Origin of the sequence: Citrobacter sp. CK198 (assembly GCF_030333295.1) — a bacterium.
GTDB lineage: Bacteria > Pseudomonadota > Gammaproteobacteria > Enterobacterales > Enterobacteriaceae > Citrobacter_B > Citrobacter_B koseri.
This window is the reverse complement of record NZ_JAOWGE010000023.1, coordinates 52,462-77,565: the sequence shown is the minus strand read 5'-3', so window position 1 is coordinate 77,565 and position 25,104 is coordinate 52,462. Positions and strand designations below refer to the sequence as shown.

28 protein-coding genes are annotated in these 25,104 nt (G+C 58.1%); 1 reads left to right on the top strand and 27 read right to left on the bottom strand.

What is annotated here, in order from left to right; translation table 11 throughout:
- Window positions 1-2 precede the first annotated feature (2 nt).
- From nikE to OGY62_RS02770, 25 genes are all read right to left on the bottom strand, one after another.
- On the bottom strand, window positions 3-809 hold the full coding sequence (gene nikE / locus OGY62_RS02890) for a nickel import ATP-binding protein NikE (RefSeq protein ID WP_012135615.1): 807 nt from the start codon (window positions 807-809) through the stop codon (window positions 3-5).
- Window positions 806-1,570, bottom strand: a complete 765-nt coding sequence (nikD, locus tag OGY62_RS02885; RefSeq protein ID WP_012135614.1) for a nickel import ATP-binding protein NikD — start codon at window positions 1,568-1,570, stop codon at window positions 806-808. The genes nikE and nikD overlap by 4 nt, the downstream gene beginning before the upstream one ends.
- A complete protein-coding gene (gene nikC, locus OGY62_RS02880; protein WP_012135613.1) occupies window positions 1,570-2,403 on the bottom strand; it encodes a nickel ABC transporter permease subunit NikC in 834 nt (277 codons plus the stop codon). Before nikC ends, nikD begins: the two co-directional genes overlap by 1 nt.
- Entirely contained in the window at window positions 2,400-3,344 is a 945-nt protein-coding gene (nikB, locus tag OGY62_RS02875; protein ID WP_012135612.1) for a nickel ABC transporter permease subunit NikB, read from the bottom strand. The genes nikC and nikB overlap by 4 nt, the downstream gene beginning before the upstream one ends.
- Entirely contained in the window at window positions 3,344-4,918 is a 1,575-nt protein-coding gene (nikA, locus tag OGY62_RS02870) for a nickel ABC transporter substrate-binding protein (protein ID WP_286459167.1), read from the bottom strand. Before nikA ends, nikB begins: the two co-directional genes overlap by 1 nt.
- A gap of 175 nt (window positions 4,919-5,093) precedes the next feature.
- A complete protein-coding gene (gene acpT, locus OGY62_RS02865; RefSeq protein ID WP_012135610.1) occupies window positions 5,094-5,681 on the bottom strand; it encodes a 4'-phosphopantetheinyl transferase AcpT in 588 nt (195 codons plus the stop codon).
- 1 nt (window position 5,682) lies between these two features.
- A complete protein-coding gene (locus tag OGY62_RS02860) occupies window positions 5,683-6,912 on the bottom strand; it encodes a beta-ketoacyl-ACP synthase (protein ID WP_047460483.1) in 1,230 nt (409 codons plus the stop codon).
- Window positions 6,909-7,640 (bottom strand): 3-ketoacyl-ACP reductase FabG2, encoded by a 732-nt coding sequence (locus OGY62_RS02855; protein ID WP_012135608.1) that lies wholly within the window; start codon window positions 7,638-7,640, stop codon window positions 6,909-6,911. The genes OGY62_RS02860 and OGY62_RS02855 overlap by 4 nt, the downstream gene beginning before the upstream one ends.
- Complete coding sequence (locus OGY62_RS02850; RefSeq protein WP_286459035.1) at window positions 7,637-8,113, bottom strand: hotdog family protein; 477 nt, start codon at window positions 8,111-8,113, stop codon at window positions 7,637-7,639. The genes OGY62_RS02855 and OGY62_RS02850 overlap by 4 nt, the downstream gene beginning before the upstream one ends.
- Window positions 8,110-9,279 (bottom strand): beta-ketoacyl-[acyl-carrier-protein] synthase family protein, encoded by a 1,170-nt coding sequence (locus tag OGY62_RS02845; protein ID WP_286459034.1) that lies wholly within the window; start codon window positions 9,277-9,279, stop codon window positions 8,110-8,112. The genes OGY62_RS02850 and OGY62_RS02845 overlap by 4 nt, the downstream gene beginning before the upstream one ends.
- A 1-nt stretch (window position 9,280) precedes the next feature.
- Entirely contained in the window at window positions 9,281-9,832 is a 552-nt protein-coding gene (locus OGY62_RS02840; protein WP_286459166.1) for a DUF3261 domain-containing protein, read from the bottom strand.
- A gap of 122 nt (window positions 9,833-9,954) precedes the next feature.
- The gene (locus OGY62_RS02835; RefSeq protein ID WP_286459032.1) at window positions 9,955-12,279 is read right to left on the bottom strand and encodes an MMPL family transporter; all 2,325 of its coding nucleotides are present in this window, start codon (window positions 12,277-12,279) and stop codon (window positions 9,955-9,957) included.
- Window positions 12,248-12,853 carry a LolA family protein gene (locus OGY62_RS02830; protein WP_047460500.1) on the bottom strand — a complete coding sequence of 202 codons (606 nt, stop codon included), beginning with the start codon at window positions 12,851-12,853 and terminating at the stop codon, window positions 12,248-12,250. Before OGY62_RS02830 ends, OGY62_RS02835 begins: the two co-directional genes overlap by 32 nt.
- The gene (locus OGY62_RS02825; protein WP_012135602.1) at window positions 12,850-13,272 is read right to left on the bottom strand and encodes an acyl-CoA thioesterase; all 423 of its coding nucleotides are present in this window, start codon (window positions 13,270-13,272) and stop codon (window positions 12,850-12,852) included. The genes OGY62_RS02830 and OGY62_RS02825 overlap by 4 nt, the downstream gene beginning before the upstream one ends.
- A gap of 3 nt (window positions 13,273-13,275) precedes the next feature.
- A complete protein-coding gene (locus OGY62_RS02820) occupies window positions 13,276-14,967 on the bottom strand; it encodes a glycosyltransferase family 2 protein (protein ID WP_286459029.1) in 1,692 nt (563 codons plus the stop codon).
- Entirely contained in the window at window positions 14,958-15,311 is a 354-nt protein-coding gene (locus OGY62_RS02815; protein WP_049011356.1) for an ApeI family dehydratase, read from the bottom strand. Before OGY62_RS02815 ends, OGY62_RS02820 begins: the two co-directional genes overlap by 10 nt.
- Entirely contained in the window at window positions 15,298-16,659 is a 1,362-nt protein-coding gene (locus OGY62_RS02810; protein ID WP_286459027.1) for a class I adenylate-forming enzyme family protein, read from the bottom strand. Before OGY62_RS02810 ends, OGY62_RS02815 begins: the two co-directional genes overlap by 14 nt.
- A complete protein-coding gene (locus tag OGY62_RS02805) occupies window positions 16,656-17,237 on the bottom strand; it encodes a COG4648 family protein (RefSeq protein WP_024131036.1) in 582 nt (193 codons plus the stop codon). The genes OGY62_RS02810 and OGY62_RS02805 overlap by 4 nt, the downstream gene beginning before the upstream one ends.
- Before the next feature lie 6 nt (window positions 17,238-17,243).
- On the bottom strand, window positions 17,244-17,495 hold the full coding sequence (locus OGY62_RS02800) for an acyl carrier protein (RefSeq protein ID WP_012135597.1): 252 nt from the start codon (window positions 17,493-17,495) through the stop codon (window positions 17,244-17,246).
- Between the two features lie 12 nt (window positions 17,496-17,507).
- Complete coding sequence (locus OGY62_RS02795) at window positions 17,508-17,765, bottom strand: phosphopantetheine-binding protein (RefSeq protein ID WP_024131035.1); 258 nt, start codon at window positions 17,763-17,765, stop codon at window positions 17,508-17,510.
- Window positions 17,746-18,516, bottom strand: coding sequence for a lysophospholipid acyltransferase family protein (locus tag OGY62_RS02790; protein ID WP_228096617.1), 771 nt, complete (start codon window positions 18,514-18,516; stop codon window positions 17,746-17,748). Before OGY62_RS02790 ends, OGY62_RS02795 begins: the two co-directional genes overlap by 20 nt.
- Window positions 18,517-18,557: 41 nt before the next feature.
- Complete coding sequence (locus OGY62_RS02785; RefSeq protein ID WP_114848077.1) at window positions 18,558-19,280, bottom strand: beta-ketoacyl synthase chain length factor; 723 nt, start codon at window positions 19,278-19,280, stop codon at window positions 18,558-18,560.
- A 57-nt stretch (window positions 19,281-19,337) separates the two neighbouring features.
- Complete coding sequence (locus OGY62_RS02780; protein ID WP_286459022.1) at window positions 19,338-20,399, bottom strand: class I SAM-dependent methyltransferase; 1,062 nt, start codon at window positions 20,397-20,399, stop codon at window positions 19,338-19,340.
- A 151-nt stretch (window positions 20,400-20,550) separates the two neighbouring features.
- Window positions 20,551-20,928, bottom strand: coding sequence for a hypothetical protein (locus OGY62_RS02775; protein WP_198448758.1), 378 nt, complete (start codon window positions 20,926-20,928; stop codon window positions 20,551-20,553).
- Between the two features lie 324 nt (window positions 20,929-21,252).
- Complete coding sequence (locus OGY62_RS02770) at window positions 21,253-22,302, bottom strand: AI-2E family transporter (protein WP_047460519.1); 1,050 nt, start codon at window positions 22,300-22,302, stop codon at window positions 21,253-21,255.
- Window positions 22,303-22,433: 131 nt separating this feature from the next.
- On the opposite strand from OGY62_RS02770, the gene OGY62_RS02765 reads away from it, so the two are divergent.
- Window positions 22,434-23,651: an MFS transporter gene (locus tag OGY62_RS02765; protein ID WP_012135588.1), complete on the top strand. Its 1,218-nt coding sequence runs from the start codon at window positions 22,434-22,436 to the stop codon at window positions 23,649-23,651.
- Between the two features lie 3 nt (window positions 23,652-23,654).
- Here the strand turns inward: OGY62_RS02765 and OGY62_RS02760 are convergent, their stop codons facing one another.
- Window positions 23,655-24,212: a DcrB family lipoprotein gene (locus tag OGY62_RS02760; protein ID WP_286459021.1), complete on the bottom strand. Its 558-nt coding sequence runs from the start codon at window positions 24,210-24,212 to the stop codon at window positions 23,655-23,657.
- Between the two features lie 72 nt (window positions 24,213-24,284).
- Entirely contained in the window at window positions 24,285-24,950 is a 666-nt protein-coding gene (locus OGY62_RS02755; protein ID WP_012135586.1) for a 7-cyano-7-deazaguanine/7-aminomethyl-7-deazaguanine transporter, read from the bottom strand.
- Window positions 24,951-25,104 lie beyond the last annotated feature (154 nt).

Sequence of the window (25,104 nt, the reverse complement as noted above, 5' to 3'; positions counted from 1 at the left end):
AATTAAACCTTTTCTGTTGCGCGACGGCGCACGGGAAATGCGGGAAGTACCGCATTTTGTAACACACGCCCGGCGTCAGAGGAAAAGGTTAATGTGTCACCTACGGTTCGCGTCTCAACAATCTGCCCTTCATCCATCACCATTACCCGGTGGCAAAAACGTTCCACCAGACGTAAATCGTGGGTGATAAACAGACAGGCGGTGCCGAACTGCTGTTGCAGCTTTTTGAGCAGACGAATGACGCCCGCCTGCAATACCAGATCGAGGTTGGAGACCGCTTCATCCAGAATCAGTAATTTGGGTTCGACCGCCAGCGCCCGCGCCAGGCAGACGCGCTGTAATTGCCCGCCGCTCAGCTGTGGCGGACGTTTATCCAGAAGCGTGTCGTCCAGATCCACCGCCCGCAGCATCTCGCTGGCGCGCGCGATTTGCTCGGCTCTGGAAAGCGACAGCAAATGGCGCATCGGTTCACGCAGGATCTCGCGTACGGTTTTACGCGGGTTTACCGCGCTGATTGAGTCCTGAAACACCATCTGGATATCACGGCGAAACGCTTTTTGTCTGGCCCGGTTAAGCGTGGAGAGTGGCTCGTCCTGCCAGCAGACGCGGCCCTGCGTCGGCGATTCCAGCCCGACCAGCAGGCGGGCAAGCGTGCTTTTCCCGCAGCCGCTACGCCCCAATAACGCCACGGTTTCGCCGCTTTTCAGGCTTAATGACACCTCTTTCAGCACCGTGTGATGCTGATGTTTGCCGCTGAGGTTAGCGTGCGCGTATTGATGGGAAATACCGCTTACCGTCAGTAACGTCATGAGGCTAACTCCATACCGTACAGCGCGAGATGCGCCGAAACCAGATTACGCGTCACGCTATGCTGCGGGGTGCGGAATAACGTTTCAACGTCACCCAGTTCTACGATCTTGCCGTTGTCCATTACTGCCACATCGTCCGCCAGTCGCGCGACGACGCCCATATCATGAGTGACCAGCAGCATACCGGGCGCGCGGCTGCGCATAATGCTTTCCAGGAGATCGAGGATTCGTGCCTGGGCGACCACGTCCAGGTCGGTTGTTGGTTCGTCCGCGATGATGAACGGCGCGTCACACAGCAGCGCCATCGCAATCATCATGCGTTGCAGCATGCCGCCGCTCATCTCGAACGGGTAAAGCTTCAGTACCCGCGCGGCATTTTCCAGACCTACCGCCTCCAGTGCCGCGATAAGCGTGGCGTCATCCGCCGGTTTACCTGACGCCAGGCAGGTTTCTTTTGCGTGGGCCGCCATCGTGTGCAGCGGATTAAAGGCGCTGCGCGGGTTCTGCATGATGGTCGCGACCTTAATTCCACGCAGCTTGCAGGGGGAAATCGGCTGACCATCGGCCAGAATGGCGCCCGCTGTCTGACGCACGCCTGCGGGCAGGATGCCCAGCGCCGCCGCGCAGGTCAGCGATTTACCGCTGCCGCTGCCGCCCACCAGCGCCAGTACGCGCCCACGCCTGAGCGCTAACGACACGCCGTGCACCAACGGTCTGTCTGCTTGCAACACAATGTTTTGTAATTCAATTTGTTGTGGCATCAGTGGGCATGCTCCGTCACCAGATGAGGGTCGAGGTGATCGCGCAGGGCGTCACCCACCATGTTAAAGGCCATCACGCTGATAAACAGCGCCAGTCCCGGCCAGAACATCTGTAGCGGCTGAGTCCAGATATACTGGCGCGCATCGTTAATCATTACGCCCCATTCCGGCGTTGGCGCAGTGACGCCGAGGCCGAGGAACGACATCCCGGCGACGTGCAGCATCATATGGCCGATATCCAGCGTCGCCAGCACGAGCAGGGAGGGGATCACCGCCCCGGCCAGATGGTCGATAAACACGCGCACATGCCCGGCGCCGGAAAGGCGCGAGGCGAGCACAAATTCACGCTGGCGCAGGGAGATCACCAGGCTGCGCACCATCCGCGCATACCAGGCCCAGTGCGACAGGGCGATTGCGATGATGACGTTGGTCAACCCCGTCCCCAACACGCCCACGAGGAAAAAAGAGAGGATGGAGGTCGGGAACGTCATAAAGATATCCGCGACGCGCATGGTGAACTGATCGACGCGACCGCCCATCAGTCCGGCGCTGCCGCCGACGATCAGCCCCAGCGCTAACACCAGCAACAAACAGGCGATTACGGAACCGAGCGAGACGCGGGTTGCCGCCAGCAGGCGGGAGAAAATATCGCGTCCCAGATGGTCGGTGCCCAGCCAGTGCTGGCTGTCCGGCGACAGTAAACGTGACGGTAAATCAATCGCCTGCGGATCGTACGGCAACCACCACTGGCTGGTGAGCGCGATGATCGCCAGCAAAGCGATAATGAGGAGCGCCAGGCGCACCGGCCAGCGTGCAGAGAGAAAAAAATTCACGAATGCGCTCCTTCATGGCGACGAATGCGCGGGTCCAGCGCGGCGTTCAGCAGGTCAACAATCAGGTTACAGACCACGAAAACCACCACCATAATGAGCGTAAAGCACTGAATGACCGGGTAGTCGCGGTTAAAAATGGCTGACACCGCATAGCGCCCGACGCCCGGCCAGGCGAAGATGTTTTCGATAATCATCGTGCCGCCAATCAGTTCGCCAATGTGCATCCCGACGGCGGTAATCATGGGTAGCGACGCGTTACGCAGAATATGGCGGCGCTCGGTTTGTTTCGCGTTCAGGCCGCGCAGACGCGCCCATGTGACGTGGCGCTGACCGGCGACTTCCAGCATGCTGGCGCGCAGCAGGCGGGCGTTAATCGCCAGCGACATAAACGCAATCGACACCGCAGGCAGAATGATGTGCTGCCAGCCGCCGTAGCCCATTGCCGGTAGCCACTTTAAATACACCGAGAAGAACATCACCAGCAGGAAGGCGAGCCAGAAGTTGGGCATTGATACGCCGAGAAACGCGATCAGCCGCACGATGAAGTCCGGCAGACGGTCACGATGGCGCGCCGCCCAGATCCCCAGCGGTACAGACGTGAGCAGGATCAGCACCAGCGCCGCACCCGCCAGCTGTAGCGTGGCGGGCAGAAAGTTCAGTACGTCCTCCAGCACCGGGCGCTGAGTAGCGAAAGAGATGCCAAAATCCAGATGCAGCGCTTTCCACAGCCAGGAGCCGTACTGTACGACCAGCGGTTGATCCAACCCCAGCATAACCCGCGTGGAGGCGACCATCTCTGGCGTTGGCGGTAAGTTAGAGAGCCGCAGATAGTCGAGCGCCGGGTCGCCGGTGCCCATGCGCAGCATCAAAAAGATAATCACCGACGCGGCGAAAATCATCGGGATCAGCAGCAAAATGCGCCGCACAATATAACGCAGCATCAGGGTTTCACCGGGTTGATCTGTTCAAATGGGATCTCGGAGGTGATGGGCGCATAAGGAATTTTCCCCAGCTCGGGTTTCGCCACCACCATCATCGACATATAGCTGATGGGCAGATACACCGCATCGTTATGCAGACGCGTCAGGATGTCGCGATACAGAGACTTACGCTGCGCCTCATCGGTGGTGGTGAGCACCTCGCCAATTTCTTTATCAATTTGCGCTTTGTCCGGCAGCCCAAGCTGCGCCTGATAATCGGCGTGGGACGGTACGCGCATCGAGCTCATAAACGCATGCGGATCGTACGGCGCGCCCCAGGTGCGGGAGAAAATCATCCCGAAACGGCCATCGCGCATACGGGCATAAATACTGCTCTCTTCCTCGCCTATCAGCGACACATCGACGCCCACTTTGCGCATATCGGCCTGGATGATTTCCGCCATTGATTTGCTCAGCGCGTCGGTGCCGATATAGGCCAGCTCAACGTGCAGCGGCTGACCGGCTTTTTCACGAATGGTTTTCCCGGCAGGCAATGTCCAGCCCGCTTTTTCCAGCAGCGCGTTAGCCTGTTGGGGATCGTACTGGCGTGGTTTCAGGCCAATGTCGGCGTAAGGCACGGAGGGGGCAAACAGCGTATCGGCGATCTGCTGGGTGCCGTACAGGGCATTATCGATCAGCGATTTTTTATTTACCGCATAGTTCAGCGCTTCACGCACCGCCAGCTCGTTGGTTGGCGCTTTGGCGGAGTTCAGCGCCAGCATGACGGTCTCAACCGGCGCGGAAAGCTGGGTACGGTATTCCGGCGTCTGGCTGAAACGGGCGAAGGTATCGAGCGGCAGCAGTCCTTCATTGCCATACAGCAGGTCAATGTCGCCGGTCTCAAAGGCCACCGCGCGGGTCGTCGGGTCCGGGATTACTTTAATCGTTATCTGGCGGATCGCAGGTTTTTCGCCCCAGTAGTGGTCATTGCGTACCAGCACGTCGTACTGGTTGAGCTTCGACGCTTTCAGAACCCACGGCCCGGTTCCGACAGGCGCTTTAATGCCGTTCATCGTTTCGTTGTTTTTAAACTGGGACGGGGCGATAAAGCGGAAAGGGCGCGGCAGGGCGAGTTCTTGCAGGAAAGGATAATAGGCGCTTTTCAGGGTGATTTGCAGTTCGGTTTTACTCAGCGCTTTGACGTCGGTGATTTGGTTCGTCAGCTCCAGCCAGGCATGGCGCTGGCGGTTATCAAGCACCGCGCGGAAGTTCTCTGCTGCGGCCTGGGCGTTAAATGCTTCGCCGTTAGAGAAGGTTACGTCATCGCGCAGCGTAAACACCCAGGTTTTGCCATCTGCCGAGTGGGTCCAGCTTTTTGCCAGCCAGGGTTTTACTGAACCATCCGCCTGATACTTCACCAGCGGTTCATACACCATGCTCTGGGCGAACATCTGGTTAGGCGTATAAAGGTGCGGGTTTAGCGGCCCTACGTTTACCGGCCATGCGGTGGTGATCTCGTCAGGTGCGGCGGCATGCGCGAGGAATGACGCACAGGCCAGCAGCGCAAAAAGTGTGCGGCGTAGTCTGGACAAAATGGTGGCCCCGATTAAAAAGAGGTACGACTAAATGAGTATGACGATTCTAAAGATTCATCATACTTTTGACGTGTTCTGGATCAATAGTTGGGCGGTCAAAGGGGGAAGGTATACGAAAATCATATGGTAGCGGCGGCGGAAGGGACACCGGGTGCGCCCCTTTTCCGCAACAAATTTACGCGATGGATTCCAGGCGCTGCACGCAATCAGCGGTCAGCGTGAACGGTGTCGGCGTGCAGACCGCCAGACTCAGGGTATCGAGCTGGCACTGGCTGACCGACAACGCCGAGTTGAGCGTGCTGTCCACGCTGACGATTTGCCAGGCGCTGCCGCCGCGCTGTTTTACGATAGCCTCTTTGCGCGTCCAGATGCGCCAGAACGCCGTCAGCTGTTGTTCGGGATGTTCGGCTTCCACTTCCGCATGTTCGCCAAGGCTGAACACCGCGTTGGCCAGCGACCGCCAGTTATCTCGCGGGCGGATCACTTCAATGTCGCAGCCGACTTCGCCCTCGTCGCTCAGCAGCAGGGCGATATCGTCCCCGCTATGACTCAGGTTAAACCAGAGCCGGGTGTCAGGAGAAAAAGCAGGTTTTCCCTGTTCGCCATACACAATCTCCGGCAATGGCGAAAGGGCATGGGAAAGCAGCACGCGACCGGCCAGCCAGCGCGCGCGGCGAGCGCCCTGCGGCGCCTGTGCGTACAGTGGCGACGGCAGCGCGCCTGTGCTCAGTGTCGAAACTTTTCCCAGAACAATCCGGTACATATCAGGGCCAACGTTTAATAATGATAGAAGTATTGATGCCGCCAAACGCAAAGTTGTTGCTTTGCAAAAATTCACAATCAATCTTGCGGGCTTCACCCATGATGTAATCCAGCGCGCCGCATTGGGTATCCGGCTGACTCAAGTTTAGCGTAGGTGCAAACCAACCTTCACGCATCATTTGCAGACTCATCCAGGCTTCCAGTGCCCCGCAGGCGCCAAGGGTATGCCCAAAGTAGCTTTTTAGCGAGGAGATCGGCACATTATCGCTATAAATTGCGGCCGTTGCCTGACTTTCTGCGATATCGCCCCGATCGGTCGCCGTGCCGTGGGCAGAAATGTACCCTATATCCCGTGCGCTTAAGCCTGCTATTTTCAGCGATTGTTCCATGCAAATCTGCATGGTTTCACGCTGTGGCTGGGTGATATGCGCGGCGTCGCAGTTAGTGGCAAAGCCGATGATTTCGCCGTAAATGGTCGCCCCTCGGGCTTTGGCATGTTCCAGCTCTTCGAGAATCAGCGTTCCTGCGCCTTCGCCAATCACCAGCCCATCGCGCTTTTCATCGAACGGCGAAGGCGTCGTTTTCGGTTCGTCATTGCGCTGGCTGGTGGCAAACAGCGTGTCAAAAACCGCCGCTTCAGACGGGCATAACTCTTCTGCGCCGCCGGCGACCATCACCGTCTGGTAGCCGTGACGAATCGCTTCCCAGGCATAACCAATCGCCTGACTGCCGGAGGTGCAGGCGCTGGATGTCGGGATCACGCGGCCCCGCAGGCCAAAGAACAGCCCGGTGTTGACGGCGGTGGTGTGCGGCATCATCTGCACGTAAGTGGTGCCGGTGATGTTGTTGGTGTGTTTTTCCGTCAGCATGGTGGCGAATTCGCTCACCGGGCCGGTACTGCCGGTAGAAGAACCATAGGCAATTCCGGTTTCGCCGTTGGTCAGCACCGCATCGTCGATAAGCCCTGCCTGTTCCAGCGCCAGTTCGGTGGCGCGGGTGGACATGAGCGACACGCGGCCCATCGCCCGAATACGCTTGCGGGTATAGTGTGCCGGTAGGGTGAAATCATCGACTGGCGCGCCAAGCAGCGTATGCAGTCCGTCATAAACCTGCCATTCCGGCATCTGGCGCACGGCGTTTTCGTAAGCGTTCAGTCTGGTGGAAACGTCCTGCCAGTTCTCGCCAAACGCGGTGACGCCGCCCATGCCTGTAATCACAACGCGACGCGTCATAACATCCCTCCATTGATGGATATGACCTGGCGGGTAACGTAACCCGCAATATCCGACATTAAATAACTGGCCAGCCCTGCCACTTCATCTGCCTGGCCCATACGTTTCATTGGGATGATGGACATCGCCTCTTTCAGCGCGGCCTCTTCCATTGCGATCATGCCGGTGTCAATCAGCCCCGGCGCGATGCAGTTGACGGTGATTTTACGTTTTGCCAGCTCAATCGCCAGCGCTTTTGTCGCACCGATAATGCCCGCTTTTGCGGCGCTGTAGTTAACCTGGCCACGGTTGCCCATCACGCCGGAAACGGATGACAGGGTAATGATCCGTCCACCCTGACGTGCGCTAATCATCGGCATGATGCACGGCTGAATCACATTGTAAAAGCTGTCGAGATTGGTGTGGATCACGGCATCCCAGTCGTCGTCGCTCAGCGCCGGAAAGGCGGCGTCGCGGGTGATCCCGGCGTTGCTGACTACGCCATACCACGGGCCATGCGCGTCGATATCCTGCTCCAGCACCTCGCGGCATTGCTCGCGACTGGCGACGTCAAAACTGAGCAGACGGCCTGCGCCGCCGACGGCGAGAATGGCATCCAGCGTTTCTTGCGCGCCCTGTGCGTCACGGTGATAGTGAACCCCGACAACAAAGCCGTCAGCCGCCAGTTGACGGGCGATGGCGCGACCGATGCCTTTGCTGGCCCCGGTAACCAGAACGGAACGACTCATGTTGCAGCTCCCTGTTGAAATAGCGTGGTGAGTTCTTCCTGCGTGGGCTGGAACGTATTTACGCGGCCTGTCGCCAGCGTGTCATCCCCCACGTCGATTGTGCATTCAAAGCTGCCGAAACGCTCATCCTGCATGAGTAATGTGGCCCTGATGGTCAGCGTTTCCCCGGCGGGGAGGGCGCCTGCGGCGCAGACGAGTTCACGCGCGCCGAGCACCATGCCCAAAGAGATGACGCTCTGACCCTGTTGATGACGATGCCAGCCTGACCAGACGCCGACGGTTTGCGCCATCAGTTCCAGCGCGAACCAGCCGGGCAGATTGCCCTGCGGGTCAAGAAACGGGGCCAGCACGCCGCCTGGCGCCACGGTGACGCGGCAGGCGGCGGACTCGTCCGTGACGCACTCGACGTCTTCGAGCAGCAACATGGGGGCGTCATGCGGCAGATACTCGCCGGGTGATAAATAGCGACTCATGAAACCCTCCCGAGCAGAATGCTGGCGTTGTTGCCGCCAAAGGCGAACGAGTTAGATAAGATCACCGGGCGTTCAAGCGCGCGCGGTTGTTCGATGATGCCGCAGCGCGGCAACGCCGGGTCACGCGGAGAATCGCTGAAATCCTGCGGCGGCAGCGGCAAGTCGCGTTGCAGAATCAACATGCTGAGGGCGGCTTCGGTGATTCCCGCTGCGCCCAGTGTGTGCCCGGTCAGATGTTTGGTGGAGCTACAGGGCACGTTCTCGCCAAACAGTTCACTCACGACTTTCGATTCGATCTGGTCGTTGAGCGGCGTGGCGGTGCCGTGCAGGTTGATATAACCCACCTGCGTCGGCGTGATGCCTGCGTCATTGAGCGCCTGGGTAATCGCGCGAATCGCGCCTTCACCTTGCGGATGCGGCGCGGAAATATGGTACGCGTCGCTGGACTCGCCGACGCCCAGCAGCGCGACAGGCTGCGGTTCGCAGGTTAATAGCATTAGCGCGGCCCCTTCGCCGATGGTAATGCCGCTGCGATCCCGGCCGAACGGCAGGCATCGCGTTGGAGAGAGCGACTCCAGGCTGTGGAAGCCGTTAATCGGCATCCGGCTTAAGGTGTCCGCGCCGCCGACAATCGCCACGTCCGCCAGACCAGCTTCGATCAGTCGGCGTCCGCTGATGATCGCTCTGGCGCTGGAGGAACAGGCGGTGGAAAGGGTGAACGCCGGGCCATCAAGCGCCAGCCAGTGGCTGAGAAAGCGCGACGGATCGCCCAGCTCCTGCTGCGGGTACTGCCAGGAGAGGCTTTCCTGGCCGTTTAGCGTCAGGTTGACATGGGTATCACCCTCGTCGAGGCCGGAGGTGCTGGTGCCGAGCACCACGGCGACGCGATCGCGGCCATACTGCGCGATGGCTTCATCCACCCGGGGCTGGATCTGCGCGAGCGCGGCCAGCAGCAGCTGATTGTTGCGCGAACGGTGAGCGGCAAAGTCATCGGGGATGGCGGGCAGTTCGCCGTCAACACCGGCTAACACAGCCTGCGGATGCCCTTGTAGCCAGCCGGAACGAGGGCGCATGCCAGGCGCCACGCCGCGCGTCAGGTTCGTGGCGATCTCATCCGTATCGTTGCCCAGCGCGTTGATCATACCGATCGCAGAAATATAGATCATATCAGTCACCCAGATATTGAATGGTGATGTGGTATTTGAACACATGCTGCTCAATGCTGATTGGCTCGCGTTTGCCTTTGCGGTTCAGATAGATAATTTCCGTCACCAGCTTACCGCTGGCATTGCGCAGCTCGCGTTTGTCGCCGTTGTCGGTGAGCGTCCAGCCCGTCGGCAACGGCGGCTGCCAGGCGCTAATCGGCCAGTGGCTGAGCATTACGTCGGCCAGAACCTGGCTGGCGGGCGGCAACTGCGGCACCACGATGGACTGCTCGGTGTGCAACCCTTTCTCATCATAGGTGACAAGGAACAGGCGGATGCCAACCGACGACAGTCCGGCAAGGGTGATTTTTTGCTCGTCGGCATTGAGCATCACCAGCAGCGACTGGGTTTTGCCGTTAAAGCTGCCGGTGAGCAGTTGTTGCGAACTGACCGCCGGAGAGATGCCCGGCGCAGGCAGCGTGACGCGCGCGCCGGGTTCCAGCCACGCCTGCGGGCGGCCTTCCGGCGCTTTCTGCGAGTGGCTGCATCCGGTCAGAATGAGCGCCGCGGTCATCAGCAGAAACTGCCGGATGGCACTACGCTTATCCGGCCTGCGGTTTGTGCGCTGGCGTAGGCCGGATAAGGCAAAGCCGCCATCCGGCAAAAGGTGTCTCAACCAGCGCGCTGTTTGTTTGATCATCTTCTTTTTTTCTCTTTTTTACCGGGCATTGCCAGAGGCGATAACAGAAATGCGGTGAAAATCCCGCTGACCAGTACGATACCGAAACTGCTGATGGCCTGGGTGGCGCTAAAGACCAGCATGCCGAGGGTCAGCAGCGTGGTCATCATCGCCAGCGTAATCGCCAGCAGCGAGGTCAACGGCGTTCCGCGTGGGTTGCTGAAAAACAGCGTATAGTTGATGCCAATCCCCAGCACCAGCACCAGCGCTAATAGCGAGAACAGATTGACCGCATGGCCGCTCAATGTCAGCGCCGCCAGACCGCAGCCCAGCGACAGCACTGACGGCACCAGGCTTACCAGCCCTTTGCGCCAGCCAAGCCTGATCATCGCGCCGCAGGCAATGACCGCCAGCGCCACAAACAGCAGTCCCGTCAGCACATTGCGATAGAGGGCGAACAGCGTGTCGAAGGTGCTTTTTCGGTCAACCCACGCCACGCCGGAATATTGCGTGGCGAGGGCGTTCAGCGCGGCGCTCCGCTTCACGCCGTCTACCGGCACCAGCACGCCGCTTTCGCCATTCTCCCGCGTCAGCCACAGCAGCCGCCAGCCTTCGCTGGCCGGGCTGGCAAGCCAGGCGTCCACCGTTACCGGCATGGCGTTCAGATCCGGGTTAACCGTGGAAAGCCCGGCATTCTGTAGCGTGCGGCTCACCGCCGGAGTGGCGTTTTTCAGTAGCTTCAGATCCTGCTGCTGACGGGTGAGCGAGTTGATCGGAAGCGTGCGATAGCCGCTGAGCAGCCCGTTGCGCTTTGCCTGTTCCAGCGCTGGGGTAAAGGCTTCCAGCCGCTCCAGCGTTTGCTGTGCGGACTGACCGTAAACCACAAACCATTTCTGATCGACGCTCTGCCCGGTCAGGGCAGTGATCGCTTTTTCCTGCGCCAGAATCTGCTGCGGCAGCGCCTGTAGCTGTGAAATATCGTCATCCACATGCAGCGTTGCGATGCCCGCCAGCGAGAAGATCGCCAGCGCCACGGGCAGGCCGATGGACAGTTTTTTATTGCGCCGCCACGCGGCCAGCCAGCGCAACATCAGCACCATTGCCGGAACGGGGCGTACAGGCAGCCCGCGACACAGCCACGGATGCCAGAAAATGACCGTCAAGCAGGAGGCGCTTAATCCCACGGCGGCAAATACCGCCATCTGGCGAATGCCGGGGAAAGGGGCGAGCATCATGATCAGATACGCCGCGACGGTGGTCAGCAGCGCCAGCAGCAGGGCGTTACGCACTTTGGCGAGGCTCTGCCACGGCGACGCGTCGTTGCCGTGCACCATGCGCTCGGTCAGGTAATAAAGCGTATAGTCGGCCGAAATACCGATGATGCTCATGCTCATCACCAGCGTCATCAGGTGCAGCTCGCCGAAAATCAGCAGGGTGACGACGGTTCCGGCCAGCGCGCCGACGCCAATTGATATCAGGCACAGCAGCAGCGGGCGAAGCGAGCGAAAGACCGCCACGATCAGCAGAATCACGCCCAGAACCGTCGCCACGCCAAGGGTGGAGATATCCTGTTTCGCCTGCTGGCTGGCGTAATCACTGTAAAAAACCGTACCGCGCGACAGCAGCTGCGCCTGCGGATAACGCGTTTTTAGTTCACCTTCCAGCGCGCTGAGCGTGGTGACGAGCTGGTGCGTTTGCTGCATATCAAACGACGAACCGGCCAGCTCGCCGTGCAGCAGATACCAGTAGTGCCCCTGCTCATCCTGAGTGACCAGCCAGCCGTCCATCAGCCGCAGACGCTGGCCGTTTTTCGCCATCGCCAGCTGCGAACCGCGCATCAGCATCAGCGGATCGTTTTGCAGCTCTTTACCGCTCACCCCGGAGAAGGCGGAATACAGCTGAGACAGAATCCACTGCGCCTGCGCGTCGCCGCCGTTTTGCAGACGAGCGCGGGTGGCCTCATCGATCAGGCCGTTGCGATGCTGCCAGAAAAAGGCGCCCCATGCCTGCTGGCTGTCGGCGTCCATCGGGCCTTTGACGTCCGCCAGCGCGTGGGATTTTTGCAACAGCGCGAGCCAGTCGCGCGCCACCTGCGGATCGGCCTGTTTACCCGGGCTTACCAGCCAGACCAACTGTTGGTCGAGGCGCTGCATGAAACCGTCGTTCAGGCCAGGCGGAATGTCCCCTAAAGCCTGTTTTGGCAGCATTGCCAGCACGCTGCTGTTCAGCCGTGACTGGGGCAGCAGCGTCAGCAATGCGCCCAACATAATCAGGCAGGCGACACCCCATAGCAGCGCGAGGCTTTTACGGTTATTGCGCGGTAAAACGTTGGCGTTCGTCATCAGTCAGTTGAGCGGGCGTCAGTTGGTGTTGAGTGAGTGCGATATCCGTGCGATCGCCTTGTTTATCATTCAGTTGGATTGACTCCAGATACGTTTGTCCGGCCAGGTCAATCGTGGCGAAAATCTTGTCCAGCGGCGTGGTGATCGGCGTCAGCCGCAGCGCCCAGCGCCCCTCGCCTTTATCGGCGAAATCAACGCGGAAGTTCTGCTCCAGCACGCTGCGGTCAGCCTGGAACAGCGCGCGCAGCAGGTGGTTAAACTGGAACATCTGCGGGTTGTTTTCGGCGGTGATGACCTGCGGCGGCTGGCCGTTGATCACCTGCACCATCCGTTTGTCGTCCAGCAGCAGCTGCATCGGGAACGGGGCGGTTTGATCCCACAGCAGCCCCTGGTCGCGAGCGATCAGCATCCTGCCCTGGGATCGCAGCGGCTGCGGCAGATCCTTAATCGTCCGGGTTTGATCGAAGTGGGCGCGGACAACCGGCTGTTCGGTAAAGCGCTGTTGCAGATCGTCGAGCGTCAGAGCGCTCACGAACGGGCTGATGATCAGCGCCAGCAGCGGCAGGAATCTCATGGCGTTACTCCCATACGTTCAAACAAAATATCCGGGCTGACGAAGCACATCTCGCGGCTTTTCTCTTCTACCGCTACCTGGATGGTGTAACCCGTCGTGGCGCGTTTTCCCGTCTGCGCATCAAAAATTTCGTAGCCGATGCGCAGGCGGTTTTCGTACTCTTCAAGACGGGCGCGCACCCGAATGCGTTGTTCGAATGTCAGCGCGTTGCGGTACTTCACGCGGGTATCGACCACGGGCCACAGGTAGCCGGACGCTTTCATCTGGCGGTAGCCATAGTCGAACTGGTTGAGCAGCGCCTCACGGGCAATCTCGAAGTAGCGGAAATAGTTGCCGTGCCACGCGACGCCCATCATATCGACGTCGTGGAACGGAATGGTCAGCTCTACTTCAGCAGTAAAACGGGGATCGTTAAGCACCCTTTACTCCTTGTTTTTGGCATCCGGCAGTTGCCAGAAATCGAAAAAATTAAACCAGTCGAGCGGCGACTGTAGCGCGTAGTGCTCAAGGCGTTCGGCGTAGCGGTCGATGGCCTGCTGTAATGCCTGCTGGCGTTCGGCGCGCGGCAACAGCAGCGGGTCGGCGAACGGTTCACAGTGGATATGCCGTTTCCCGTTCTGGCGCAGAGCGAAAATAAGCTGAACCGGGCAGCGCAGGATGGAGGCCAGAATAAATGGCCCCTGCGGAAACGGCGCGGGCTGACCCATAAAACGACTCCAGCAGACGCGCCACTCGCCGCCACGCTGTGGGTTAACCGCAATACGGTCGCCAACAATGGCGATCCACTCGCCGCGTTCCAGCTTCTCTTTCAGCAGGATGGCGGTGTCCGGGCCGATGTCGGTGATGGGCATCAGGTTCAGCCCGGCCTGCGGCGCCATCTCGTCCATGATCTGCTTAAAACGTTGGGCATTGTCGCTGAACACCAGAGCGTTGATGGTTTTGCTGCCCTGCAATTGCGCCAGCGCGCGGCAGGCTTCGACATCGCCCAGATGCGAGGCCAGCAACAGTTTGCCCGTTGGCGCCGTGATGTTGAGCGTCTCTTCTGCGCCCGGCGCAAAGACCACATCGCGGCCAAACTGTAGCTCCCCGCGCCAGCTGGCGATTTTATCCAGCATCGCCTCGCCAAAACGCAGAAAGTGGTGGAAGCTGGTCAGCCGGGACGGAACGGGGCGCTGGCGTGACGTCAGTTGCGTTCGCACGCGGGCTAGCCAGTGTTGCGACGCGTTGCGGGCGTGCGCTGCCGTCAGCCAGTAGACGCCGACCACCGGATAAAGCAGCAGCGAGAACGCCTTACGCCCAAGCAGACGCCAGACCAGCAGCATCAGACGCATTCCCCACAGCCCTTTAACTTCCTGCTGGCGCGCCCAGTGCGGCGACGAGCGGCGAAACAGCAAAGACGGGATGCGCGGCAGCATGCCGAAGAACAAACGGGTGTGCATCAGTGAAATTCGGCAGTTGTCTTTTAGCGCGTCAAAATGGGACAGTCCATCCAGCGGATAGGTCACGCGGGTCGGGAAAAAATAGCTGGTGTTGCCCTGCCAGTAGAGGCGCACCATGACTTCGGTGTCGAAGTCCATCCGTTTGCCGAGCGTGACGCGCTGCGCCAGTTGCAGCACAGGGGCGACCGGATACACGCGAAACCCGCACATGCTGTCTTTCAACTGGAATGAAAGCGTTTCAATCCATACCCAGACGTGGGTTATCCAGCGACCGTACAGGCGCGAACGGGGAATGGAATCGTCATAGATCGGCTGCCCGGAGATCAGCGCGGCTGGGTTTTCCTGCGCCAGTTCGAGCAGCTTCGGAATATCCTCAATGGCATGCTGGCCGTCGGCGTCCACCTGCACCGCGTGGGTAAATCCCGCGTCTGAGGCTGCCTGTAGCCCACGAATCACCGCAGCGCCTTTGCCCGCGTTTTCCGGCAGGCGGATCAGCGTCAGGTTCGGTTCCTGAGCCGCCAGCTGTGCTAATCGCTGACGTGTTGTTTCGTCACTGCCGTCATCCACCACAATGCAGGGCAGATTAAACGGCTGTAGCCGCGCCAGCACCCGCGCCATCATCGCGCCGTGGTTGTAGCAGGGGATGAGCACGCAGGGAGTGAAGGTCAACGGCATAACCGGATCTTCCCGCTGCTGGCGGTATGCCGCGCGTCGCCATCGTGGCGCTGATAGCTAAACGTCAGGAGCTGGCGGGTTTCCTGCCAGCTCAGGGTCAGCGTCACCGTGGTTTCAGGCAGCAGCGGCGCCTGGAATTTGACGTTCTGGATGCTGTGAAAACGCCAGCCGGGCGTGAGCAGCGTGGTGGCGTAATGCATCACCCAGTCCAGCTGCGCGACGCCGGGCAACAGCGGTTGCACGGTAAAGTGGCCGCTGAACCAGAACAGGGAAGGGTCGAGATGCAGGACGATCTCAAGCTGTTGGGGTTGTGCCTGATGGCGCTCAATTTCATGGGGTATCATGAAATAACTCCTGTAATTGCGCATAGACACGCTTGTTCATACTGTTGACCGGGATCTCGTCGATCACGCGCCAGTAGCGAGGTACGGCAACCGGCTCCAGCCACGGCAGCAGCGAACGACGCCAGGTCAGCTCCTGGGCTTTGCCGCCGCAGCGCTGCCATTGTTGGCGGGTTTCGTCATCCAGCACCAGCAGAACGCCAATGCCCTGACGACCGCCGCGTGAAACAGGCAGCGCGACCGCCTCGCGGATGCCCTTCAGCTCCAGTAGCCGCTGTTCAACTTCGCTGAGCGAGATCCGTTTCTCTTCAATTTTGACGACGCGCCCCCGGCGTCCCATCAGGCGGAACTGGCCGTTCTCATCAAACTGGAGGATATCGTCGAGCAACAGGCCGTCCTGCTGCACGATCAGCGGCGAAAAGGCGCGAAATGCTTCGCCCTCCGGCTGAAAATGTACGCCGGGGAAGGGGAGCCAGGCGATCTCCTCCTGCTGGCGGTAGCGCCAGGCGAGAATGCCGGTTTCGGTGCTGCCATAGATTTCATCCGGCCAGATATTGAGCCAGGCGGCAGTTTGCGTGACATCGCCCCAGGGCAGCATACCGCCTGCGGAAAGGATCATGTTGACCGGCGGCGGCGTGAGCCGGTGGTCGAGGCGTTTCAGGAACGCCGGACTGCTGATAAACGCATAGCGGTGGTCGTGGCTTAGCGCGGCAAGCTGCTCTGCGTAGTAGAGCATTGCGGCATGAAGCGGCAGGCCGAGCGCCATCGGCAGGAAAATACGGAAAGTCAGACCGTACAGATGCTGAGGAACGACTGACGCCACGACGCGACAGCCTGCCAGGCGGTCGGCAAAACGCATCGCCAGCAGTTCGGCCTCGCAATCCAGCCGCGCGATGGGTTTGATGATGCGCTTGGGCTGACCGGTGGAGCCAGAGGTAAACAATTCAACGAAGGCATTGGCGTCAATATCGTCGAATGTGAAGGCTTCTGCGCTGAACTGTCGTGATGTATTGACCACCAGCAGCGGGCCGTGCCAGCCAGACGTCTTATCGCTGAGCACGCCGTTGAACAGCGCGCGCTGCTCATCCAGCAGAGAGACGCGGTTATGCCCCGGAATAACGGGCGTTTTTCCGCTATGCAGCGTTGCCAGCAGCGCAACAATAAACAGATAGCTGTTCTCAAAACACAGCGCCCAGCGCTCGCCCTCCTGCTGTTGCAGGTGTTTCACCAGCTGCGCGACGTCATGGCGCAGGTGGCCCAGCGTCCAGGTGTCCTCACCCAGCCAGGCAACAGGCGTTTCATCCGGGCGTGGCGCGGTGAGCCAGCGGGAGAGCGGAAGGGTCTGCTTCATTGTGTTTCTCGTTTAATCACCTGGCGGCGCACCAGCCACTCGCCCGCCATCAACGCGCCCATCAGCAGATAGGCAATCATGCCGTTCCAGGCGGTCCATAGCGCCATGTCGCCGTGTAGCGCGGTAAAGAGCGCAATACCGCCGTTGCCGATGAAAAAGGCGCACCAGATTTGTGTTACGCGACGGGTGTAGCGCACTGCGGCTTCCGGCAGCGCAGGTTCACGCAGTCGCGCCAGACGTTCGACAATCGGCATGGATGTCCACAGCGAGCCGCCAAAAACGGCAAGCATGACGCCGTTAACAACGACCGGGTAAAACAGCAGCAGTTGATGTGTTTTAAGCAGATAGCTGGCGACGCAAAGCGCTATGCCCGCCACCGCCGCCACCTGAGTGACGACGCGCAGCGGCCCCGCCTGTCGCCGGGTCTGACGAAAGCGTAAAAAGAGCAGCAACGCCATCAGCGGCAGCAGCCAGTGGAGGCTGTTATGCGTCAGCCCAAACCAGATCAAAAATGGCCAGGCCAGCAGCATCAGGCCGGTCAGCAACTGAATACCCATACGCGCGTGAGCGCCTGACATGGCGTATTACGCTTCTTTCAGCAGGCGTTCTACGGCGTCGACGACATCCTGCACGGTACGCACCGCTTTGAACTCTTCCGGCTTGATTTTCTTACCGGTTTTCTTTTGCAGATGCACGATCATGTCGACGGCGTCGATGCTGTCCAGCTCCAGATCTTCATACAGGCGCGCCTCAGGTTTGATGTCCTGAGGGTCGATTTCAAACAGTTTGACCAGCAGCGCGGAGACTTCTTCATAAATGGCATGTTGTTCTGTCATAACGGACTCGCCTCAGGCACGTTGAGCGTGAATGAAAGATGCCAGCGTGGCGACGGAAAAGAAGTGCTGACGCATCTCTTCGCTCTCTGCGGAGAGCACCACGCCATACTGGTTTTTCACCGCCAGCCCCAGCTCAAGGGCATCGATCGAATCCAGTCCTAAACCATCACCAAAGAGCGCCGCCTCGGTATCGATATCGTCAGCGGACAGCTCGTCCAGATTCAGCGTATTTATTATGAGATTTTTAATTTCAAGGTAGAGCGCTTGCATCATTAATTCCTGAAAGAGGTGTAGCACCTGGTTGTAATTGAAGCAAAAGATGCCGGTTCAACTGCCTTGCCGCCAGCGCCGGTTCTTGTAAATTTGCATCGTTAAACGGGTCGATCGCGATCCGCTCGCGCACCTCTACGGTAAACAGAGGTTTCGCGGGAGGCACGTCATACCATTTGCTCTGCTTATCCAGCAGATGCTCGCTACAGTGGATAGTCACTACGCGTAAATCGCTGCCGCAGCGCACGGCGATATTGGCCGCGCCGCGTTGCAGCGTCATTTTTTCACCGGGTCGCGTTCGCGTCCCTTCGGGGAAAATCAATATTGTGTCGCCCTGATCCAGACGCTGCTGGCAGGCCGGTAACAGCGCGTCGGCCTGGCTGTTGATCAGGTAATCCGCCGCGCGAATAACGCCGCTGACAAACGGGTTTTTCAGCAGTGCGCTCTTCACCAGGCAGTCGGTTTCGGGCATGACGGAAGCCAGCAGCACGTAATCGATAAGCGTGGGATGGTTCGCCACCACCAGACACCCTTTCTCCTGTCGCAGCACGTCACTCCCCTCAATGCGGTAGTCCAGAACGCCAAGCGTTTTCGCTACCGTTAAAAAGGCGCGAAAACTGGCCGCAATGCTGCGACGGGCCAGGCGGCGGCGTCTGACGGGGTTCCATACCAATAGTAACAATAAGTTGAACCACACGACAGAAAGCAACAGCCCGCCGATGCCGAACAGGGCAAAACAAAAACCGGTCATCACCAGTCGCCATGCCCAATCCAGGCGCGCCAGAAGCGTATTCACGCGCGGCTCCACTGCCACTCTACCCGCTCGCCCGGCAGCGTAAAGGCGTCGGCGTTTTGTAAGTAACGCTGTAAAAACAGCAGGCTTTGCGGAAGCGGCGTTTCATCCTGAGGCGCGCCGGGACGCGTGGCGCAGGACAGCGAATTCCCCGCTTCAATGACAAAGGCGACGGCGTAAGGCCAGGTCGGCATCTGCGGCGGTAATCGCGGATGGTAAAACTCGGGCAGGAAGCCGTCGAAATCGACCATCAGTACCCGCTGATAACCCGCCTGAAGCAGGCACATCACTTCGCACAATCCTTGCTGGAAGGTGTCTCTCCCGGCGGAAAGCGAGGATGAGACAACTGGCTGTTTTGCGGCAATGGTCAGATTACCAACCGCGGAATTGTGTACTGACAGGGCGAAATCGGTGGGAGAGAGCGCCTGTTCCATCGCCAGCGCGTGCAGGATGCGGTAGTTACGCTCCAGTTCGCCGTGGCGGCTGGTATAGAGCACCGCGTCGATATCGTGGCGACGCAGCATGGCCAGCCCGCACTCCACCGCCAGTTTGCTGCCGGAACTGAGCCGCCGGGCGGTCATCATCGGGAGTTCGTGCAGTTTTGCCTGCGGCGCGGCGGGATCGATGGCGTACGGCTCCCGCGACCACTGCTGCCAGTGGGTCGCTTCGCTAAGTCCTGGGGCTCTGGCCTGCCAGTCTGTTATGTTTAGTGCAAATTTCATCAACGCGCGTCCGCGGTAATCCGGTGATACCAGTGACGTTTTTTTAACGTCACTTTGTTATTTTTTCTTTTGGCATATCAATAAAGTATGCCCAACGCCCAGGTTGTCATGGCGTTCATCCACCTGGAACCCTGCCATGTCCAGATAGTGATAAAACTTCTCTACGCTGTAGAAACGGCTGTTGCCATTTGCCATACAGGTAAAATAAAGCGAAGACGCATTCAGGCTAAAAGAGGCCGCTTCAAATTTCTGCGCATCCCAGAACAGCTCCATAATGCATAGCCTTGCGCCGGGTTTCATCACGCGGGCAACGTTACTGAGCATGGTGATAATCTGTTCCGGTGAAAAGCAGTCCAGAAATTGGCTCATCCACCAGATATCGGCCTCTCCAGGTAAAGGCGTATCACCCAGCATATCCACTGCATGGAAATCTATGCGATGAGATAATCCTGCATTTTCGATATTTTTACGGGCAAGTGCAATTTGTTGTGGCAAATCTAATAAAGTGACCGCGATATTTTCATCGTACTGGCAGCAGCGTAATGCCCATTTCCCGGTATTTCCGCCCACATCGTACAGGGTTGCCGGGCGACTGGCGAATACATAAGGCAGCGCGGCGTCCAATGCGCCGTCGGAATAGTAATGATCGAAGGCGAACCAGCTGTCACGCGCCGCCTGCGGTAATTGCGACAGCGCGGGATAAATCGTTGGCCAGTCGCCGAATATTTTCAGTCCTGACGGTTTGCCTTCCTTTAGCGCATTTTCCAGATAAAACAGCCCCTGATAGCAAACATCCTGGGTGAAATCCATATTTATGCGGGTCATGGCGTCATGCAGAAGAAAATGCCCCACCTTCGCGAGATAATAATGCCCCTCTTTGTGAGTAATAATACGTCCGCTTAATCCCATATCCAGCAGTACGCTGGCGGCATATTCATTGATGCTGCTGTTTTCAGTGATATCGTCGAGCGTTGCGCCGCGTTTACCCTGCCGATCCAGATATGTCAGCACACCCGCGTTACGCAGACACAATGCGGCCTGGAAAAGCATGGGGGCGAAGGCGATACGTTGTGCTTCCGTGATGGCATCCAGTGCGCTGAGCGAGTCCTGTTCGTACATAATGGGGACAACCTGTTAAGAGGGGGTAAAAGCGAGTTATCGGGTCGTCTTCGACCCGACTTTAATAATCCGCGTCATCTTTCAGGCCGCCGCTTTTGACGCGTGAACGTTCAGCTCAATGCCGCCTGAATGAAAGTGCGTACCGCCTGAATTACAGACCCGCGCCTGCGGACAAGTTAACCTGGATGTCTTTGTCCAGGTTATGTACCCAGCGGTTGTAGTTTTTGTGAATTTTGCCGCCGGAAGCCTGCAAATTGAGGCTGCTGTCGTATTTGATGTCGTAGCGGGTGGCGGAGTAGGTAATGCGCACTTCAGCGACGTGGTTGCGCGTCTGCTGACGTCCTTTGATAACGCCAGGCCCGACTTCAGACATGATCCATTGACGTTGAACGCCGGCCTTCAGAATGGCGTTTTTGACCTGCTCCTGAGTATGGCCCGCGCTCACGCTGGAGTGAACCTGATCGATAGGCGCAGTACGCGCGCAACCCGCCAGAGCACCCACAACCGCAATAGCGGCAAACCATTTAATGAATTGTTTCATGAAAACTCCCTATCAATTAACTAGTTGACTAATAATGTGCTTATTAATTTATTAATAACGAACGCCAGCCATAATGGCGTCGGTTTTTATTTTATGCATTTTTCATTTCACGCGAAAACCGACTGAATGCGGTATTGTTATATCTGTTTGAGTTAAGTCGCTTTATTCCGGTGAATGCTGTTTCTTATTTATTAAATAACGGGCGGCAGGACATATTTCATTTAAGGTAAACTGCCACATATATTTAAAACGCATGACAGTTTACCGGGCAGGTGCGTAGATAAAAACTACCCTGGTTGGTAGGTAAATTAATTATCCGGGCAACCGACTTTTCGGGCGACCCGGCCCCAGTAAAATCGCCAGCTTGCTGCCGCCTTTGGTGGTCTCCATCCAGATTTTACAGACGCTGGTAAGCGGAACGGAAAGCAGCATTCCTACCGGGCCTAATAACCATCCCCACACCAGTAAAGAGAGGAACACCACCAGCGTGGACATTCCCAGGCGGTGGCCCATCATGCGCGGTTCCAGGATATTGCCGATGATCATGTGCACCACCAGAAAGAGCGCGCCGACCAGAACGCATTCGTAGAAACCGTTGAACAGCAGCGCCTGAATCATCGGCGGCACTGCTGAAATGACCGAACCAATATTAGGGACATAGTTGAGTAAAAACGCCAGCACGCCCCACATCAGCGCAAACTGGATGTCCATCAGCGCCAGCCCCAGCCAGACAATCACGCCGGTCCACAGGCTCAGCAGCGTTTTCAGCGCCAGATAGTGCGACACGCCTTTGAGCGCCCGGTGTAAACCTGCAATGTGAATTTGCGGGTTGTTCAGCGCGAAACGCAGTTTGTAGGGAACGTGGCGAACTTCGAACAGCATAAACACCACCGTCATCACCAGCAGGACTACGCTTGCCATCGCCCCGGAAAGGCCGGTCATCAGTGTGGTGGTGAAGGTCATCAGTTTATCGGAGTCGATGCGTTGCAGCAGGCGTTCCGGCGACATGTGCAGGTTGAGGAAGGGCAGCATCTCCTGCAAATGCAGAACCTTACGCGTCAGCTCCTTGTTGTATTTCGGCAGCATGGCGACGAATTCATTGATTGACGCAGCCAGCACGCCGATCAGCGCCGTCAGCACGATAAGCATCACGACCACCACGAGGGTAATCGCCACCGGGCGGTTAACGCCGCGACGAATAAACCAGGTTACCAGCGGGTTGAGGACAATGGCGAAAAAGAGCGCCAGTAAGAGCTGCACAATAATATCTGCTGCGGCATGGAGCCCTGCCAGTATGACGACCAACGACGCCAGTTTGAGCAGAATATGCATCCCCGTTTTGTCGGGTTGAGGGGTTGTCATGTCATCTTCCTTTTTGCATTTTTTCTAAGTGTAGCGCCTGGCCTGAGACCAATATTCTTAATCTTGCTACTGATTTTCGCGACTCAGCATGATAAAAATGAAACACTGTTGTAAAAACGTGGTGACCTCCCATGCCCGAACCCGTCGCTGAACCGGCGCTTAGCGGATTGCGCCTCAATCTGCGTATCGTTTCTGTTGTGATTTTTAACTTCGCCAGTTATCTGACGATCGGTTTGCCACTCGCAGTCCTGCCGGGCTATGTCCATGATGTGATGGGGTTTAGCGCCTTCTGGGCGGGGCTGGTCATAAGCTTACAATATTTTGCGACGCTCGTGAGCCGCCCTCATGCGGGGCGCTACGCTGACCTGCTGGGGCCGAAAAAGGTTGTCGTCTTTGGTTTGTGCGGCTGCTTTCTGAGCGGCCTGAGCTATCTCCTGGCGGGATTCGCCAGCGGCTGGCCGATTGCAAGCCTGCTGCTGTTATGCCTGGGGCGTGTCATTCTGGGCATTGGACAAAGCTTCGCCGGAACCGGATCAACGCTCTGGGGCGTAGGCGTGGTGGGGTCGCTGCATATTGGCCGGGTGATTTCGTGGAACGGTATTGTCACGTATGGCGCGATGGCGATGGGCGCCCCGCTTGGCGTGCTGTTTTACGCCTGGGGCGGGTTACAGGGGCTGGCGTTGACGATCATGGGCGTGGCGCTGCTGGCCGTGCTGTTTGCGCTCCCGCGCCCGGCGGTGAAAGCCAGTAAGGGCAAACCGCTGCCGTTTCGCGCCGTGCTTGGGCGCGTCTGGCTGTATGGAATGGCGCTGGCGCTGGCATCCGCGGGATTCGGCGTTATCGCCACCTTCATCACGCTGTTTTATGACGCGAAAGGGTGGGATGGCGCCGCCTTCGCGCTCACGCTGTTTAGCTGTGCGTTTGTGGGCGCCCGTTTATTGTTCCCCAATGGCATCAATCGGTTAGGCGGCTTAAACGTGGCGATGATCTGCTTTAGCGTGGAGATTATCGGGCTGTTGCTGGTGGGCGTTGCGCTGATGCCGTGGATGGCGAAAATTGGCGTGTTACTGGCGGGGGCAGGGTTCTCGCTGGTCTTCCCGGCGCTGGGCGTGGTGGCGGTAAAGGCGGTGCCGCAGCAGAATCAAGGGGCGGCGCTGGCGACCTATACGGTGTTTATGGATTTATCGTTGGGCGTGACCGGGCCGCTGGCGGGGCTGCTCATGACCTGGGCGGGCGTGCCGGTTATCTATCTGGCGGCGGCGGGTCTGGTGGCGATCGCGCTGTTGCTGACCTGGCGGTTAAAAAAACGGCCTCCGGCGGTATCGCAGGAGGCCGTGTCATCGTCTTAACCGTTACTGGATGACCAGCGTGTTAATGATGTTTTCAGCGGCGGTTTGCGCCTTCTGCTGATCGTCTGCTGGCAGCGTGATTTGCAGGGTCAGCAGTTGGTTATCCACTTTGCCCAGCAGTACGGAAGAGTACGCGGTCTGGCCTTTCGCAGAGATAATGCTGTCCAGCTGTTGCAGCGTGTGGCCTTTCAGCTCGATGGCTTTATTGGTCACGACCTGCAACTGCGGGTCGCGGCTGCGCTGTTGGTCTTCCAGACGTTTCGCCAGCACGGCGAGGTCTTCATTGGTGTTATCGCCAACAATCACGATCACCGCTTTCTGGCCTGTCGCGTCAGAGTAGACGTGCATATTATTGGCCTGAGTGCCCAGCTTGCCGCTCTGGTCGGTCATATCCGCTGGCAGTGAGAACGTCAGCTTACCGTCCAGCAGGCTGACAGGTTGTCCGGTTGCGTTGCTTTCCGTAGAGGTTCCCTCTGCCGGAGCATTGGCATCGTTGTTATCACAGGCCGCAAGCCCCATAACCAGCAGGCCAATACCGACATATTTAACCAGATTGCGCATTGACTTCTTCCTTTCGATAAACGGCCATAACGGCTCATTCATCCATCTTATCACAACTCGGAAAATGAACCTTTAACTCGTCTGCAATGCCGAGATTTCAGATTTATCTGCCAGCCTTTTCAGCAACATATTCAGCAATACGCCATACATCGGCAGGAAGAAAATAATGCTGATGAGCACCTTGAAGCAGTAATCGACAAGGGCGATTTCCATCCAGTGCTCGGCCATAAAGGCATCGGGGCTGCGCCAGAAAGCGATGAAGAAGAAGGCGAGGGTATCGCTGACGTTGCCAAACAGCGTGGAGGCTGTGGGGGCCATCCACCAGCGGCGGTTCTGGCGCAGGCGGTTAAAGACGTGTACATCCAGAATCTGGCCCAGCGCATACGCCATAAAGCTGGCGGTGGCGATACGCGCGACAAACAGGTTGAAGTGCAGCAACGCGCCAAATCCCTGCCAGGAGCCCATATAAAACAGCGATGAGATGACATAGGAGATGAGCAGCGCCGGGATCATCACCGCAAAGATTATCCGTCGTGCCAGCGGCGCGCCAAAAATGCGCACGGTCAGGTCGGTCGCGAGAAAAATAAAGGGAAAGCTAAAGGCGCCCCACGTCGTGTGGAACCCGAAAACAGAGATCGGAAGCTGTACCAGATAGTTACTGGAGGTGATCACCAGTAGGTGGAATAGCGATAGCCAGAACAACGCTTTTACGCGCTGTATTTGAGTAAAGGAGTTCATATTGTACCTTTTTGATCGATATTTGGGGTGAGGGAACCCAATAAAACCGCCGCATCATACTGCTTTGAAAACGTATTGCAATGGTTGTTTTTCACGCAATCGTTAACTTGATTTGCTTACGGGCAAACAGGGCGTAAACTACAGCCGTTTTTTT